Annotated in this window: 15 protein-coding genes; 6 read left to right on the top strand and 9 right to left on the bottom strand. The window is 66.8% G+C overall.

What is annotated here, in order from left to right; all coding sequences use genetic code 11:
• The first annotated feature begins 42 nt into the window (after positions 1 to 42).
• A complete protein-coding gene (locus tag N2K99_RS05480) occupies positions 43 to 510 on the top strand; it encodes a GNAT family N-acetyltransferase (RefSeq protein ID WP_227924447.1) in 468 nt (155 codons plus the stop codon).
• Between the two features lie 409 nt (positions 511 to 919).
• Here the strand turns inward: N2K99_RS05480 and N2K99_RS05475 are convergent, their stop codons facing one another.
• Genes N2K99_RS05475 through pdhA form a run of 3 tightly spaced genes read right to left on the bottom strand, consistent with a single transcriptional unit; the run spans position 920 to position 4436 of the window.
• Positions 920 to 2275, bottom strand: coding sequence for a dihydrolipoamide acetyltransferase family protein (locus N2K99_RS05475; RefSeq protein ID WP_227924446.1), 1356 nt, complete (start codon positions 2273 to 2275; stop codon positions 920 to 922).
• Complete coding sequence (locus N2K99_RS05470; RefSeq protein ID WP_227924445.1) at positions 2275 to 3294, bottom strand: alpha-ketoacid dehydrogenase subunit beta; 1020 nt, start codon at positions 3292 to 3294, stop codon at positions 2275 to 2277. The genes N2K99_RS05475 and N2K99_RS05470 overlap by 1 nt, the downstream gene beginning before the upstream one ends.
• Positions 3294 to 4436 (bottom strand): pyruvate dehydrogenase (acetyl-transferring) E1 component subunit alpha, encoded by a 1143-nt coding sequence (gene pdhA, locus N2K99_RS05465; RefSeq protein ID WP_374200075.1) that lies wholly within the window; start codon positions 4434 to 4436, stop codon positions 3294 to 3296. The genes N2K99_RS05470 and pdhA overlap by 1 nt, the downstream gene beginning before the upstream one ends.
• A gap of 166 nt (positions 4437 to 4602) precedes the next feature.
• On the opposite strand from pdhA, the gene N2K99_RS05460 reads away from it, so the two are divergent.
• Positions 4603 to 5142, top strand: a complete 540-nt coding sequence (locus tag N2K99_RS05460; protein ID WP_227924444.1) for an Lrp/AsnC family transcriptional regulator — start codon at positions 4603 to 4605, stop codon at positions 5140 to 5142.
• 32 nt (positions 5143 to 5174) lie between these two features.
• Here the strand turns inward: N2K99_RS05460 and N2K99_RS05455 are convergent, their stop codons facing one another.
• Both N2K99_RS05455 and N2K99_RS05450 read right to left on the bottom strand, forming a co-directional pair.
• Positions 5175 to 6731: a cation acetate symporter gene (locus N2K99_RS05455; protein WP_227924467.1), complete on the bottom strand. Its 1557-nt coding sequence runs from the start codon at positions 6729 to 6731 to the stop codon at positions 5175 to 5177.
• A 68-nt stretch (positions 6732 to 6799) separates the two neighbouring features.
• A complete protein-coding gene (locus N2K99_RS05450) occupies positions 6800 to 7171 on the bottom strand; it encodes a DUF485 domain-containing protein (protein WP_227924443.1) in 372 nt (123 codons plus the stop codon).
• A gap of 256 nt (positions 7172 to 7427) precedes the next feature.
• Here N2K99_RS05450 and N2K99_RS05445 point away from each other — a divergent pair, with 256 nt between their 5' ends.
• From N2K99_RS05445 to N2K99_RS05430, 4 genes are read left to right on the top strand one after another with little or no spacing between them, the layout of a single operon-like run.
• On the top strand, positions 7428 to 8636 hold the full coding sequence (locus N2K99_RS05445; RefSeq protein ID WP_227934551.1) for a sensor histidine kinase: 1209 nt from the start codon (positions 7428 to 7430) through the stop codon (positions 8634 to 8636).
• 10 nt (positions 8637 to 8646) lie between these two features.
• The gene (locus tag N2K99_RS05440; RefSeq protein ID WP_227924441.1) at positions 8647 to 9387 is read left to right on the top strand and encodes a LytTR family DNA-binding domain-containing protein; all 741 of its coding nucleotides are present in this window, start codon (positions 8647 to 8649) and stop codon (positions 9385 to 9387) included.
• The gene (locus N2K99_RS05435; protein WP_227934550.1) at positions 9384 to 9770 is read left to right on the top strand and encodes a hypothetical protein; all 387 of its coding nucleotides are present in this window, start codon (positions 9384 to 9386) and stop codon (positions 9768 to 9770) included. The genes N2K99_RS05440 and N2K99_RS05435 overlap by 4 nt, the downstream gene beginning before the upstream one ends.
• 27 nt (positions 9771 to 9797) lie before the next feature.
• Positions 9798 to 11297: a cation acetate symporter gene (locus N2K99_RS05430; protein WP_227924466.1), complete on the top strand. Its 1500-nt coding sequence runs from the start codon at positions 9798 to 9800 to the stop codon at positions 11295 to 11297.
• Between the two features lie 6 nt (positions 11298 to 11303).
• On the opposite strand, the gene N2K99_RS05425 is transcribed toward N2K99_RS05430, so the two are convergent.
• From N2K99_RS05425 to pyrH, 4 genes are all read right to left on the bottom strand, one after another.
• On the bottom strand, positions 11304 to 11882 hold the full coding sequence (locus tag N2K99_RS05425) for a DivIVA domain-containing protein (protein WP_227924439.1): 579 nt from the start codon (positions 11880 to 11882) through the stop codon (positions 11304 to 11306).
• A gap of 173 nt (positions 11883 to 12055) precedes the next feature.
• Positions 12056 to 12943 (bottom strand): phosphatidate cytidylyltransferase, encoded by an 888-nt coding sequence (locus N2K99_RS05420; RefSeq protein ID WP_374200077.1) that lies wholly within the window; start codon positions 12941 to 12943, stop codon positions 12056 to 12058.
• 80 nt (positions 12944 to 13023) lie between these two features.
• Positions 13024 to 13581, bottom strand: coding sequence for a ribosome recycling factor (frr, locus tag N2K99_RS05415; protein WP_227924437.1), 558 nt, complete (start codon positions 13579 to 13581; stop codon positions 13024 to 13026).
• Between the two features lie 304 nt (positions 13582 to 13885).
• Entirely contained in the window at positions 13886 to 14617 is a 732-nt protein-coding gene (gene pyrH, locus N2K99_RS05410; RefSeq protein ID WP_227924436.1) for a UMP kinase, read from the bottom strand.
• Positions 14618 to 14639 lie beyond the last annotated feature (22 nt).

Raw genomic sequence — 14639 nt, 5'->3', positions numbered from 1 at the left:
CCGGCAGGCAGAACTCCACCCCCCCGAGCAGAAAGACCTGCCGTGATTGAGCTTCGTGCCGTAGTTCCCGCCGACCTGGAGGAGTTTTTCTCCCACCAGCTGGACCCGAGTGCCAACCATATGGCCGCGTTCAGCGCCAAGAACCCGGCGGACCGCGGCGTCTTTGACCACCATTGGCAGAGCATCCTGAACGATCCGACCGTCACCGTGCGCACCATTGTGGCCGACGGCGAAGTGGTAGGCAGCATCCTCGCCTACCGTGACGGTGACATTCCCGAGATCAGCTACTGGATTGACAAGGCGCACTGGGGGCAGGGCATCACCACCGCGGCGGTGGGGTTGTTCCTGGAGGAATTCGCCGAACGCCCGATCCGGGCACGTGCCGTTGCGGACAACGTCAGTTCCATCCGCATCCTGGAGAAATACGGCTTCACCGTTATCGGTGAAACGCAGGGCTTCGCCAATGCCCGCGGCGCCGTGGTCAAGGAACTCGAGCTCGAACTGGCCTAGCTCCCGCGCTTTTCCTGCCACGCCGGACCGGGAAGCGCGTGATTTCAGGGCACCGGGCCCGGATTCCCTTCGGGTTGTCGGAATCCCTTCGGTTTGTGGCAATCCCTACGCCGCGCTGCGCAGGGATCCGGACAATCCGGAGGGATCTGGACAAAACGCAGGAACGGCGGGGCAGCGTCCGCCCCGGGCACCGCCACAGGGCGGGTCCGACGTAGGCGCCGGGATAAGGCGGCTTTAATATCCCGGCGAGCTCTGCGAGCAAGGGATTTCGTTGCCGCCTTTCCGGGCACCGAAGCGGACACCGAAGCTGTCTCCGTCCCCGTCGCCGGCCCGGGCTGCAGCAGGGTAAAGGGCCGCCTGCGGATTTCTCCGCAGGCGGCCCTTGATGCGTCTAAGCCCCTTTCTGCTCCTAAGCCATGGCCAGTGCCAGTGCGGGCTCGGCCAGAACGGCTCCCACTTCGCTCAGGAACCCTGCCCCCTGCTCGCCGTCGACGAGCCGGTGGTCAAAGGAGAGGCTCAGGGTCATTACCGAGCGCAGGGCAATGGCTCCGTTGTACTCCCACGGCTGCCGGCGGACTGCCCCCAGCGCCAGGATGGCTGCCTCTCCCGGATTCAGGATGGGCGTTCCGGTGTCGACGCCGAACACCCCCACGTTGGAGATGGAGATGGTCCCGCCCGCCAGGTCCGCGGGCTGCGTCCTGCCCTCCCGTGCGGTCTGCGCCAGGGACGTCACCGCAGCAGCCAGGCCATGCAGGCTCAGTGTCTGGGCATCCTTGATGTTGGGAACCATCAGCCCGCGCGGCGTGGCCGCGGCAATGCCGAGGTTCACGTAGTTGTAGCGGATGATTTCCCGTGCGGACTCATCCCACCGCGAATTCAGCGACGGGAAACGCTTCAGCCCCAGACAAACCGCCTTGGCCGCCAGCGTCAGCGGAGACAGCTTCAAGCCGTTGAAGGCCGGCTGCTGCCGGAGCCGTTCCAGCAGCTCCATGGTGGGAGTGACATCCACCGTGAGGAACACCGTGGCATGGGGAGCAGTGAAGGCGCTGGCCACCATGGCGGCAGCAGTATGCTTCCGCATGCCGGAGATGGCGATCCGTTCCTCCCGCCCCTCCGGCGCCGGCGGGGCAGGCACGGCAGCGGCGGAGTTCATTGCGGATGTTGGCGCCGTTTCGGCGGCGGGTGAAGCAGCACGGACGACGTCGGTACGCACCACGAGCCCGCCCGGGCCGGAGCCGTGTACCTGGGTGAGGTCCACTCCCATATCCCGGGCCAGCTTGCGGACCGGCGGGGTGGATCGCGGACGCTCCTGCACGGGGGCAGGCACGGGTGCAGCCGCAGCCGCAGCAGGGGCAGCCTCAGCCGCAGGCACCGCGGCAGGCACGGGTCCCGGGGCAGGAGCCGGGCCGCGGCGTCGTCGGGCGGGGCGACCGGTGGCATCCGGCACCGCACCGTACCCCACCAGGTTCGGCTCCCGCTTGGCCTGCACCGGCTCGCCGGCCGCTTCTGCCTCGGCACCCGCAGGCACCGCTACCTCGAATGAAACGATCGGGGATCCGACCTCGACCACCGTTCCGGCCTGTTCGTGCAGGCGGGCCACTGTCCCGGCGTAGGGGGACGGCAGCTCCACCACCGCCTTGGCTGTCTCAACATCGGCAATCACCTGGTTCAGCTGGACGATATCCCCCACGCTGACGTGCCAGTTCAGGATCTCGGACTCGGTGAGCCCCTCCCCCAGATCCGGGAGGCGGAATTCGCGCAGCATCAGCTCGCCGCCGATCCGGAAACGACGCCGGCCAGGGAACTGGGCCGGTCCATGGCACAGTCCACTCCGTCGAGGATGCGGTCGAGGTCCGGCAGGTGGTGGGACTCGAGCCGGGAGGGCGGATACGGGATGTCAAAGCCTGTAACCCGCACCGGAGCATGCTCGAGGTACTCGAAGCAGCGCTCGGTGATGCTGGCCGCGATCTCCGCGCCCAGGCCGCCGGACTGGGCTGCCTCGTGCGTGATCACCAGCCGCCCGGTCTTGCGCACGGAGGCCTCCACGGTGGCGAAGTCGACGGGTGCGAGCGAGCGCAGGTCGATGACCTCCACCGAGACGCCTTCGTCCGAGGCCGCCACTGCGGCGTCGCGGGCGGTGGGGACAAGTGGGCCGTAGGCGACCAGTGTTACGTCGCTGCCCTCGTTCAGCACCCGGGCGGAGCCCATGGGCAGCTGCGGTGCCGCTGCTTCGTCCACCTCCCCCTTCACGTGGTAGCGCCGCTTCGGTTCGAAGTAGAGCACCGGATCGTCGGAAGCGATGGCCTGCTGGATCATTGTGTACGCGTCCTGCGGGTTGGACACGCTGATGACGCGCAGCCCCGAAGTATGGGTGAAATAGGCCTCGGGTGATTCGGAATGGTGTTCGGGTGATCCGATGCCGCCGCCGAAGGGAACCCGGATGGTCAGCGGCAGTTTCACTGCTCCGCGGGTCCGGTAGTGCATCTTGGCCACCTGGGAAACAATCTGGTCGAACGCCGGGTAGATGAAGCCGTCGAACTGGATCTCCACTACGGGGCGGTAGCCGCGGAACGCCAGCCCCACTGCTGTGCCCATGATCCCGGACTCGGCGAGCGGGGTGTCCACGACGCGCAGCGGACCGAAGTCCTTCTGGAGTCCGTCTGTGATCCGGAAGACGCCGCCGAGCTTGCCGACGTCCTCACCCATAATCAGGACGCGGGGATCCTGTTCCATTGCCCGGCGCAGGCCGGCATTGATCGCCCGCCCGAAGGTCATGCTGGTCATTACCGGTTCTCCTCGCCAGCGAAACCGCTGAGATAACGCGAGTACTGCTCCTGCTGGCGGTCCAGCCAGGAGTGGGGCTCGGAATAGACATGGGCAAAAACTTCTGCGGGCACCGGGTCCGGCATACCGAGGCACGCGGCGCGCAGCTCGGCAGCTACGTCGTCGGCCCGGCGGCCGGCTTCGGCGGCGAACTCTTCGGTGAACAGTCCCATGGAAGCCAGCAGCGCCTGCAGCCGGGACAGCGGATCCTTTCGCCGCCACCGTTCCAGTTCGGCGGAGTCCCGGTAGCGCGTGGGATCGTCGGCCGTGGTGTGCGGACCCATCCGGTAGGTGACCGCTTCAATGAAGGTCGGCCCGTTGCCGGAGCGGGCCCGGTCCAGCGCCTCCCGGGTTGCGGCCATAACCGCAAGGACATCGTTGCCGTCCACCCGGATGGACGGGATGCCGAAGCCCGGGGCGCGGTTGGCGATGGGTACCTGTGCCTGCAGCGTGACCGGTTCGGAGATGGCCCATTGGTTGTTTGAGCAGAAGAAAACGACCGGGGAGTTGAAGCTCGAGGCGAAGACCATCGCCTCGTGGACGTCTCCCTGGCTGGTGGCGCCGTCGCCGAAGTAGCTGATCACCGCGTCATCGGTACCGTCGCGGGTGATTCCCATGGCGTAGCCGGCGGCGTGCAGGGCCTGGGCGCCGATGATGACCTGGGTGGGCGCCATGTTCACTTCATGCGGGTCCCAGCCGGCGCCGGCGTTGCCGCGCCAGACCCGCATCAGGTCACCCACTTCCACACCGCGGCAGTATGCCACGCCGTTCTCCCGGTAGCTGGGGAAAACGAAGTCGGAGGAGCGCAGGGACCGTACGGAGCCGATTTGTGCGGCTTCCTGGCCGAGCAGCGGAGGCCACAGCCCCAGCTCGCCCTGCCGCTGCAGGGCCGTGGCTTCGGTATCGATCCGGCGGATGACCGCCATGTCGATGTAGAGCTCCTGCAGCCGGGCGCCGTCGATATCCTCGACCCAGCGGTCATACAGGGGGTCCGGGGTACGGACGCCGTCGGGGGTGACGAGCTGTACGTAAGGGTCGGTGGGTGAGCTGCCGGAGTTTTCCGGGTGCCGCACCGGGGTATGCAGGGACACTTGGATACGCATCCTTCCGTGTTTGGGCCTCTGGGGTGGCGGGGCCAAACCGACCCCGGGCTCCATTGCCCGGGTACATGTGACCCTACTCACACCCAGCACCCGGCACAACCATTCCCGCAAAGACCGAGCATCCTGCCCTGTAAACGGCCAAAACGCCGTGCTAGCGTTGCGCACTATGCAGCCCCTCGACACCACCGACCTACGTCTCCTCCTTGCCCTGGCGGAGGATTCAACACGTACGGCCGTGGCCCTGGCGGCAGTCCTCGGCCTCTCCCGCAATACCGTCCAGGCCCGGCTGGCCGGACTGGAACGCAAAGGGGCGTTCCTGCCGTTTGAACGCCGGATCAGCACTGCCGCGCTCGGCTACCCCCTGATGGCGTTTGTGCATGTCCATGTCCACCAGCCGAGCCTGGCGCGGATCACCGAAGACCTGGCCGGACTGCCCGAGGTTGTCGAAGCCCACGGCCTCACCGGAGACGCCGACATCCTGCTGCGCGTCGTAGCTGCAGACGCCGAAGACCTGTTCCGCATCAACAAGCAGATCCTCGCCGTTGAAGGCGTCCAGCGCTGCGACACCAACCTGGCCATGGGTGAACTCATCCCCCTGCGCGCCGCTCCCCTGCTGCGCCGCGGGGCAGGACTGCCGCAGCCGCCGTCGTCGAGCCCCGAACGGCGGGAGCAGGCACCGGCCACGGCAAAGGCAGGCCCCGCCTGAGCGGAACCTGCCTTTGCTGAGGCTGTTGCCCCCTAGTGGTCGACGGCCTTCTCGGCGCCGACGCCGGTCAGTGACCGGACTTCCATCTCCGCCTGCTTGATGGCGGATTCGGTGTTCTTGTCCAGCACGGTACCCAGCCAGCCCAGGAAGAAGGCCAGCGGGATGGACACGATGCCCGGGTTATTCAGCGGGAACCAGGCAAAGTCCGCGCCGACGATCATTGAGGTTTCCGCACCGGAGACAACCGGCGAGAAGGCAATGAGCACAATCGCGGAGCCGAGGCCGCCGTACATGCTCCACAGTGCGCCCTGGGTGGAGAACTTCCGCCAGTAGAGCGAGTAGACAATCGTGGGCAGGTTGGCACTGGCCGCCACCGCGAAGGCGAGGGCCACCAGGAAGGCCACGTTCTGGCCCTGGGCGCCGATGCCGCCGAGGATCGAGATGATGCCGATCACCACTACCGTGGTGCGGGCTACCTTGACCTCGCCGTCTGCATCCACCTGTCCCTTGCGGATGACGTTGGCGTAGATGTCATGCGCGAAGGAGGCCGCTGCCGTGATGGTCAGGCCGGCCACCACTGCCAGGATGGTGGCGAAGGCGACGGCGGAAATCAGTCCCAGTAGCACCGGACCACCCAGCGCAAAGGCCAGCAGCGGTGCAGCCGAGTTCACTCCGCCGGGAGCTTCCTTGATGGCGTCCGAGCCGATCAGGGCCGCGGCGCCGTAGCCCAGGACCAGGGTGAACAGGTAGAAGATGCCGATCAGCCAGATGGCCCATACAACGGACCGCCGGGCTTCCTTGGCGGTGGGAACCGTGTAGAAGCGCATCAGCACGTGCGGCAGGGCGGCGGTACCCAGTACCAGTGCCAGGCCGAGGGAGACGAAGTCCAGCTTGGAGGTGTCCGACTTGCCGTACTGCAGTCCCGGATCCAGGATGGCCGGGTTGCCGGTGGTTTCGACGGCGGCACCCAGCAGTTCGGAGAGGTTGAAGCCGTGCAGGGCCAGGACCCAGACGGTCATAACGGCCGCGCCGACAATCAGCAGGAAGGCCTTGATGATCTGCACCCAGGTGGTGCCCTTCATGCCGCCGACCAGTACGTAGATGATCATCAGGGCGCCGACGACTGTGATGACCACGGACTGTCCGACCTTGCTGTCAATACCCATAAGCAGGGAGACCAGTCCGCCTGCACCGGCCATCTGGGCCAGCAGGTAGAAGAAGCAGACCGCCAGCGTGGTGATGGCTGCGGCAATGCGCACCGGCCGCTGCTTGAGGCGGAAGGAGAGCACATCGGCCATGGTGAACTTGCCGGTGTTGCGCAGCATTTCAGCGACCAGGAGCAGGGCGACGAGCCAGGCGACGAGGAAGCCGATGGAGTACAGGAAGCCGTCATAGCCGTTCACGGCGATGGCCCCGACAATGCCGAGGAACGACGCCGCCGAGAGGTAGTCACCGGCAATGGCGGTGCCGTTCTGCGGTCCGGTGAAGGACCGGCCGGCGGCGTAGTAGTCGGCCGCGGTCTTGTTGTTGCGGCTGGCGCGCAGCACCACCACCAGGGTGACGGCCACGAAGACACCGAAGATGACCATGTTCAGCAGGCCGGTGTCCTTGATGGACTCGGCCGTCACTTCGGTGGCGGCGGAAATGTGCAGGCTGTTCACTTGGTCTCCTCCGGGCGGCTCACTCCGTGGGCCTCAAGGTCACGGCGGAGGTCCGCCGCAATGGGGTCCATCTTGCGGTTGGCGTAGCTGACGTACCACATGGTGATGCCGAATGTGCTGACGAACTGCAGCAGGCCGAGGATCAGGCCCATGTTGATGTTCCCGATCACCGGGGTGGACATAAATTCGTGGGCGTAGTCGGCCAGCAGGACGTACGCGAAGTACCAGACCAGGAAAACCACGGCCATGGGGAAAATAAAGCTGCGCTGGCGCTTGCGCAGTTCCTGGAACTCAGGCGAGCTCTGGACGTCCCGGAAGTCCACCTGTTCCGGGTGCGCAGCGTGTGAAACCGGCTGCTCTTCAGCCATTGTTCCTCCTCTAGTGGGGCCCGCCGCGCGGCATCCACCTGTGGAGGTCAGGACACGACGCTGTGCAAGCTGTGACGCTGATCACTTTCCTACAGTCCCGGGGCGGTGTCGATCCGCCGCCCCGCGGCGTCGGTGAACGGTTGGTTCCGTGCGGTGAACGGCGGTGAACAGCGACGAACAGCGCTGAACGGCGTTCGACGGCGCTCTACGCGGCGTCGAACGGCCGAGACGTCCGCCGGGCCGTTAGGGTTGGTCCATGCTCAGTCCCGCCGTCGATATTGCCCTGGTCTGCGCCGTTGCCGTCCTGACCGTCGCCGTCGTGGGCGCACTCGGCTTCCGGCTCAGCCGATCGCAGCGGGACCTGGGGTCCGACGCCGAGCAGGCCACCTACTCAACCCTCCACACGGCGTCGCTCGCCTCGGCGCATCTGCGGGCCGGCCTGACGCCGGCCGGCGCCCGCAAGGCCAGCCGGCACCTGCGCGACCTGCTGGACTGCGACACCCTGGTGATCACCGATGCATCCGCCGTGCTGGCGTGGGACGGTGCGGTCAGTGACACTCCGTTCCGCCGCCAACGGCTGTTGTCGGCAGCGGCGCTGGTGCTCGAATCCGGCCGGACACGCGTCTTCCGCGGCGCCGCAGTGCGCGCCCTGGGCCTGGAGGACTGCGGCGAGCTGCTGGTCTCCCCGTTGCCGGTCAACGGCCAGACCCTGGGCACCGTCGCCGTGTTCGCCCCGACCGTCCGCGCCGGCCTGGTCCGGGCGGCCAACGAGGTGGCGGCCTGGCTTGCCACGCAGGTGGAGCTGGCGGAGCTGGATGCCTCCCGTGCGCAGCTGATGGAGGCCGAGGTCCGGGCGCTGCGGGCACAGATCAGCCCGCACTTCATCTACAACTCGCTGAACGCGATCGCGTCCTATATCAATACGGACCCGGCCCGCGCCCGGGAGCTGGTGGTCGAGTTCGCGGATTTCACCCGCTATTCCTTCCGCCGGCACGGCAACTTCACCACCATCGCCCAGGAACTGGAATCCGTGGACCGGTATCTCCTGTTGGAACGGGCACGCTTCGGCGAGCGGCTCAAAGTGGCCCTGCAGATTGCTCCCGAGGTGCTGGGTACGGTCATTCCGTTCCTGTCCCTGCAGCCGCTGGTGGAAAATTCCGTCCGCCACGGCCTGGAGACCAAGGACGGGCAGGGCCGGATCAGCATTGCCGCCGTCGACGCCGGAGCGGACGCCGTCATCACCATCGAGGACAACGGGGTGGGCATGGACCCCGAGTACCTCCGCTCCGTCCTGGCCGGCCACGCCGACGGGGACCATGTGGGCCTGCGCAACGTGGATGTGCGGCTGCGGCAGGTCTACGGCGAAAAGCACGGGCTCGTCATTGACACGGCACCCGGGGCCGGCACCCTGATCACCATGCGGGTACCCAAGTCGCAGCCGGAGAACCGGCCCACGAACGCGTAATCTGTTCTCCATGCGCAAACCTCTCCGGCCACTCACCGTTGTAGTGGCCGACGACGAAGCCCCCGCCGTCGAGGAGCTCGCCTACCTCCTGGGCCTGGACGCCCGGATCGGCACGGTCCACCGGGCTGCCAGCGGCGCCCAGGCGCTGCACGAAATCGAGACCCGCAACATCGATGCCGTCTTCCTCGACATCCACATGCCGGCCCTCTCCGGCCTGGACATCGCTAAGGCGCTGGGCCGGCGCGAGCGTCCGCCCGCCGTCGTCTTCGTGACCGCGGATGAGGACCAGGCACTGCGGGCCTTTGATCTTGCCGCCCTCGACTACCTGCTGAAACCCGTCCGGCCGGAGCGGCTCTCCGAGTCGGTCCGCCGGATCTGCGAGCTCGCGGCCGACGCCGAGCCGGAGGATGCCGACGTCGTCACCGTGGTCCAGGGCGCGACGACGAGGATCATCCCCCGCGGCGACATACGCTACGTCCAGGCGCAGGGCGACTATGCCCGGCTGCACACCGCGGACGCCAGCTACCTGATCCGGGTTCCGCTGGCGGATCTGGAGGAGCAGTGGGCCGGTGCCGGGTTCGTGCGCATCCACCGGTCCTTCCTGGTGGCCCGGACCCACATCCGCCAGGTGCGGCTGACCGGAGGGCGGGCAAGCGTGCGGCTGGGCGAGGTGGACCTTCCCGTCAGCCGGCGGCACCTGCCCGCCGTGCGCAACACACTCGCCGCCGGCCGCGTCCGGCCCACGCAGTGAACGGGGATTCCACTCCCGCCGCCTCACCTGGTTCCCGGCGCGTCCGGGTGACCGCGCCGGGCACGGGCGCAGCCCCGTTCCCGGTGTCCCGGGAGCTGGACGAGCAGTCCGAGGTGGGCGAGCTGATCATCGGTTCCCTGATCCGCAGCCAGCTCCGGCTGGCACTGGTGGTGGGCGGCGGCTTCCTGCTGATCCTGCTCAGCGTTCCGGTCCTGCTGGCTTTCCTGCCCGTGATTGCCGAGCTGTCCGTTTTCGGTGTCCCTGCTCCGTGGATCCTGCTCGGCGTCGGCGTTTATCCGCTGGTCATCGGCTGCGGGCTGCTCTACGTGCTCAGTGCCCAGCGGAACGAAAACCGGTACCGCGACCTGGTGGACGGACGGTAGCCGGTGAACTGGGATGTGGCCGCAGGCATGAACCCCGGCATCGGGTACACGGCGCTGGCACTGGTTTCCGCCGCGACCCTGCTGATCGGCTTCTACGGCCTGCGGATCTCGCGGACCACCAGCGACTTCTATGTGGCCTCCCGGACGGTGAAACCCTGGTGGAACGCCTCGGCCATCGGCGGCGAGTACCTCTCGGCGGCCAGCTTCCTGGGCGTGGCGGGGCTGATTGTCGCTTCCGGGGTGGACGCGCTCTGGTTCCCCATCGGCTACACCGGCGGCTACCTCATGCTCCTGCTCTTCGTCGCGGCACCGCTGCGCCGGTCCGGCGCCTACACCGTGCCGGACTTCGCCTCCGCCCGGCTGGAGTCACTCCCCGTGCGGCGCCTCACCAGCCTGCTGGTGATCGCCATCGGCTGGCTGTACATCGTGCCGCAGCTGCACGGTGCGGCGCTGACCATGCGCATCACCACCGGGCTGCCCGCCGAGATCGGCTGCCTGGTGGTCACCGGCGTCGTCTGCCTCAGCGTGGTGACCGGCGGGATGCGCTCCATCACGTTTGTCCAGGCTTTCCAGTACTGGCTGAAACTGGTGGCGATTGCCGTACCGGTGCTGTTCATCCTCTTCCGCCTCGCCGGTGACGGCCCGCCCGCCGGCGGCGGGCAGATCCTGGCGGAGGCGCTGAACCCGGAAACCCACGCTCCGCTGTACCGCAATATTTCGCTGAGCATCGCCCTGCTCTGCGGCACACTCGGACTCCCGCACGTGCTGGTCCGTTTCTACACCAACCCCGACGGCCCCTCGGCCCGGCGGACCACCCTGATTGTCCTGGGCCTGCTCTCGCTCTTCTACATCTTCCCGATCACCTACGGCGTGCTGGGCAGGATCTATGCCCCGGACCTGGCCGCCGGCGGTGCCGCGGATGCGACCGTGCTGCTGCTGCCGGGGCGGGTGTTCGACGGCGCCACCGGCGACCTGCTCGCGGCCCTGGCCACGGCTGGGGCATTCGCGGCGTTCCTCTCCACCAGCAGCGGTCTTACGGTCTCGCTCGCGGGAGTGATCAGCCAGGAGTTCTTCCGCGGCAGTGTCGGCGGGTTCCGGGTCTCCGCCGTGCTGGCCGCCGTCGTACCCCTGGTCATCGCCCTGCTGACTGAATCCTCGGCACTGGCCGGCAGCATCGGCACGGTTTTCGCATTCACTGCCTCCACCCTGTGCCCGCTGCTGGTGCTGGGCATCTGGTGGCGCCGGCTGACGGCGGCGGGCGCCGGAGCGGGAATGCTGACCGGCGCGCTGCTGTGCGGCGGGGCAATGGCCGCCGCGGCCGTCCTGCCGCGGATGGGCGCCGGCATTCCCGCCTGGATCGAACAGCCCGCGGCCTGGACGGTTCCCGCAGCGTTTGCGGTGATGGTGGCGGTGTCCCGACTGACGGCCGGATCAGCGCCGGACGGGACGGCGAAGTTCATGGCGCAGCTGCACACGCCGGAACCGCTGGATCGGCCCCGCCCGGGAACCGGAACAGGGGCGCGCTAGGACCGCCTAGTCTATGGAAGCCATCAGTTCGACCACGCGGTCGAGGAAGGCATCCACCTGGCTTTCCTCGTATCCCTGCTGGCCTTTGGCCTCGCGGAAGACGGCGCGGCGCACCACATCTACGCTGAGGGGCCGGTCGTGTTCGAAGTATCCAAGGAGCTCGTTGCACAGTGCGTCAACGTCCTCGACGTTGTAACTGGTGACGCGTTTCCTGCCGGGGCGGCGGAACCGCTCCCCCGGCTTGCGGTGCAGGCGGGCCCTAAGGACCGCGGACATCCGTCCGATCTGCAGCAGCCAGGCTTCTTCGCCGCGGTCGGATATCAGGCGGTCCCGTTCCCGCTGGGCGAAAACGTCTTCCAGCCGATCCAGTGCGGCGTCCACCGCCTGCGGCTCGTAACCGCCCTTTGCCGGGTCGAACGCCATGGACCGGACGTCCGCACTGGTCACCGGATTAGCCGACGTGGAATCCGAGTTGTAGTAGTTCCTGGCTTTCGTCAGGAACTCATCGACCTGGCGGATGTTGTAGCCGTAGTCCCGTCGTCCCACGCGTTCGAAAGGGGCACTGGCCTGCCGCACATCGTCCATGAATAAATTGTTCCTCTGTGGTTTTTCCCCGCGGAGTAATTCCCGCTGGATCCGGTTGTCCCTACAGGGCGCCTGCCGGGCATCGTCTGAAAACTCTGAAACATCTTACGATGCCCGTGCCGCGGACGTGATCCGGCACACCGGCCGTTGCCGGACCGTTACGGTTGCTCCTGCTAGGAAGCCGTGGAAAGCAGCACCGACAGCAGGAATACCACCGGGGAGGCGAACACCACGGAATCCAGCCGGTCCATTACTCCGCCGTGTCCCGGCAGGAGGTTGGACATGTCCTTTACCCCCAGTTCCCGCTTGACCATGGACTCGGAGAAGTCACCGGCGGTGGCCGCGGCCACTGTCGCCACAGCAAGCACAACGCCGAACCACCAGGGCTGGTCCAGGAACAGGACGGCAGCGCCGACGCCTACGACGGCGGCACCGACGGCAGAGCCGCCAAAGCCTTCCCAGGACTTCTTCGGGCTGATCTTGGGCGCCATCGGGTGCTTACCGAAGAAGGCACCTACCAGGTAGCCGAACGTGTCGTTGGAGACCACGAGCAGGAGCAGTACGGCGACTCGAACCTGTCCATCGGGTTCGCGCAGCAGCAAGAGTGCAAAGCTCAGCAGGAACGGCACCCAGAGAACCACGAAAATACCGGCGAGGATGCTCTGGATCGCTTCGGCAGCGGTGTCGATGCTCCGCCACAGGAGAATGGCAACCGACGTTGCGACCATCGCGAAGGCCAATGCTTCCGTGCCGCCGAAGAACGCCGCGAACGGCAGCGCCACGGAACCGACCAGCACCGGCACCTGCGGCACTTTCATGCCGCGCACTTCGAGCGCACGGTTGACTTCCCAGACACCGACGGCGGCGAAGCCAACCGCAATAATCACAATGGCGAAAGGGAAAAAGAGCAGGCCGCTAAGCAGGGAGCCGAGCAGAATCACGCCTACGGCGATGGCAGCAGGCAGATTGCGTCCGGCGCGCGAAACCTTTACGGGTTTCTCGGCGGACCGGCGGCCCCGGGCGGTGCGGCCGCCGACCTGTCCTGAATCAGCTGCGCTCATTTCCTTGGCCTTTGCTGCTGCCGGAACTGTCTCGACGGACGGTGAACCGCCAGCCTGGGTGGGAGGCTGGGCGTTACTCATCAGACCTCGAGAAGCTCGGCTTCCTTGCGCTTGAGGAGCTCGTCAATGGAATCCGTGTGCGCCTTGGTCAGTGCATCGAGATCCTTTTCGGCACGCGCGCCGTCGTCCTCGCCCACTTCGCTGTCCTTCACCAGGCGGTCAATGCCGTCCTTGGCCTTGCGGCGGATGTTGCGGACGGAAACCTTGGCGTCCTCGGCCTTGCCGCGGACAATCTTGACGTATTCCTTACGGCGGTCCTGTGTCAGCTCGGGCATGATGACCCGGATGACCTTACCGTCGTTGGACGGGTTGGCGCCGACCTCGGAGTCGCTCAGTGCCCGCTCGATGGCGCGCAGCGCGCTGACATCGTAGGGGGTGATGAGCAGGGTGCGGGCGTCAGGGGTGGCGAAGGATGCCAGCTGCTGCAGCTGCGTCGGGGAACCGTAGTAGTCCACCAGCACCCGGTTGAACAGCGCCGGGTTGGCGCGGCCTGTGCGGACGGAGGAGAAGTCCTCCTTAGCAACTTCCACCGCCTTGTCCATCTTGTCGGCGGCCTCTTTCAAGGTGTCTTCGATCACGGTCTCTCCTCATAAAACAGTGTCCACCAAGCGCTGTCGGCTTAGTGGCCGGACTCTTCTATCATCCTAAGCCAAAAGGGTGCGGGTTCCCTGCACCGAGCCTGCGAGGTGCAGGGGAACCCTTTCGGCGCAAAAGGGTGCAGGTTCCCTGCACCGAGCCTGCGAGGTGTAGGGGAACCCGCACCCTGCGGGGCCAGTCCCGGAGGGACCTGGAGGAAGGCGGCTTTAAATTCCGGAGGCCGCCTGCGGCCGAGGGGATTTCGTTGCCGCCGTTCCAGGTCCCGCAGGGACAAGCTGCCCAACGCTAGTTGGAAACGATGGTGCCGATCTTCTCGCCGCGGAGGGCGCGGGTAACGTTGCCTTCACCCTCCATGCCGAACACCACCATGTTCAGGTCGTTGTCCTTGCACATGGTCATGGCCGTCTGGTCCATAACGCGGATGTCCTGGCGCAGGGCGTCGTCGTAGGTCAGGGTCTCCAGCCGTACCGCGCTGGAATCCTTGTTCGGATCGGCGGTGTAGACGCCGTCCACGCCGCTCTTGGCCATCAGCACCTCGTCTGCGTGCACTTCCAGCGCCCGCTGGGCGGCTACCGTGTCGGTGGAGAAGTACGGCAGGCCTGCGCCGGCACCGAAGATGACCACACGGCCCTTTTCCAGGTGCCGGATGGCGCGCCGCGGAATGTAGGCCTCAGCCACCTGTCCCATGGTGATGGCGCTCTGGACGCGGGTCTCGACGCCGGCCTGCTCCAGGAAGTCCTGCAGTGCCAGGCAGTTCATTACTGTGCCGAGCATGCCCATGTAGTCCGCACGGGAGCGGTCCATGCCGCTGGTGGACAGCTCCGCGCCGCGGAAGAAGTTGCCGCCGCCGACGACGATGGCCACCTCAACCTCGCCCACGGTCGCAGCGATCTGCTTGGCCACTGCCCGCACGGTATCCGGATCCACCCCGAGTTTGCCGCCGCCGAACACCTCTCCTGAGAGCTTCAGCAGGACGCGTCGTCGCGGGGAATCGGTTTCTTTCAATACGTGGGCCATTGTGCCTCCCGGGCATAGGTGC

The organism is Arthrobacter sp. zg-Y1110 (assembly GCF_025244865.1).
Taxonomy (GTDB): domain Bacteria; phylum Actinomycetota; class Actinomycetes; order Actinomycetales; family Micrococcaceae; genus Arthrobacter_B.
The sequence above is the reverse complement of the archived record's forward strand: the minus strand, read 5'-3'. Positions and strand labels throughout refer to the sequence as shown.

Coding starts and splice junctions, on each gene's coding strand:
- N2K99_RS05420 (WP_374200077.1), bottom strand. CDS start 12,943: ATGAGCGCAGCTGATTCAGGACAGGTCGGCGGCCGCACCGCCCGGGGC.
- N2K99_RS05460 (WP_227924444.1), top strand. CDS start 4,603: ATGCAGCCCCTCGACACCACCGACCTACGTCTCCTCCTTGCCCTGGCG.
- N2K99_RS05440 (WP_227924441.1), top strand. CDS start 8,647: ATGCGCAAACCTCTCCGGCCACTCACCGTTGTAGTGGCCGACGACGAA.
- pyrH (WP_227924436.1), bottom strand. CDS start 14,617: ATGGCCCACGTATTGAAAGAAACCGATTCCCCGCGACGACGCGTCCTG.
- N2K99_RS05445 (WP_227934551.1), top strand. CDS start 7,428: ATGCTCAGTCCCGCCGTCGATATTGCCCTGGTCTGCGCCGTTGCCGTC.
- N2K99_RS05455 (WP_227924467.1), bottom strand. CDS start 6,731: ATGGTCATCTTCGGTGTCTTCGTGGCCGTCACCCTGGTGGTGGTGCTG.
- N2K99_RS05425 (WP_227924439.1), bottom strand. CDS start 11,882: ATGGACGATGTGCGGCAGGCCAGTGCCCCTTTCGAACGCGTGGGACGA.
- N2K99_RS05430 (WP_227924466.1), top strand. CDS start 9,798: ATGAACCCCGGCATCGGGTACACGGCGCTGGCACTGGTTTCCGCCGCG.
- N2K99_RS05475 (WP_227924446.1), bottom strand. CDS start 2,275: ATGCTGCGCGAATTCCGCCTCCCGGATCTGGGGGAGGGGCTCACCGAG.
- pdhA (WP_374200075.1), bottom strand. CDS start 4,436: ATGCGTATCCAAGTGTCCCTGCATACCCCGGTGCGGCACCCGGAAAAC.
- N2K99_RS05470 (WP_227924445.1), bottom strand. CDS start 3,294: ATGACCAGCATGACCTTCGGGCGGGCGATCAATGCCGGCCTGCGCCGG.
- N2K99_RS05450 (WP_227924443.1), bottom strand. CDS start 7,171: ATGGCTGAAGAGCAGCCGGTTTCACACGCTGCGCACCCGGAACAGGTG.